We start from the raw sequence: 370 nt of genomic DNA, 5'->3' as shown, positions 1-370 counted from the left end.
CTTAAAAACACACGTTCTAAATCTCTTAAGGCAGACGATAAAATGTTTAATAAAATCATTTCGAAAATACGTGTCCGTATTGAACATGTATTTGGCTTTGTTGAAAATTCAATGCATGGTTCTAGTTTACGTTCTATTGGATTCGATCGAGCTGTTTTAAATACTGACCTTACAAATCTGACTTATAACTTATTGAGGTACGAACAAGTTAAACGTTTAAATCTCAAAACATGGAGGTAATCTGTCTAAAATAAGAATAAACAGTCAAGTGGCGTCTGTAACATAAAGAAAAACACAGTAGACTATGCTTAGTTTTCTGTGTTTTTTTCTAATTTCATTTAGAGGTGAATTAATTGGTAGTTATTAGAGG

At 31.1% G+C, this 370-nt stretch carries 1 protein-coding gene; it reads left to right on the top strand.

Annotation, left to right across the window (positions count from 1 at the left end; translation table 11 throughout):
* Nucleotides 1-240: transposase (locus tag H4O21_RS24585; RefSeq protein ID WP_040526392.1), on the top strand; the 240-nt coding region annotated here is incomplete at its 5' end.
* Nucleotides 241-370: the final 130 nt, after the last annotated feature.

This window comes from Oceanospirillum sediminis, from assembly GCF_014164585.1.
Taxonomy (GTDB): domain Bacteria; phylum Pseudomonadota; class Gammaproteobacteria; order Pseudomonadales; family Halomonadaceae; genus Oceanospirillum; species Oceanospirillum sediminis.
Note: the sequence above shows the minus strand (reverse complement) of the source record. Positions and strands in the feature narration are given on the sequence as shown.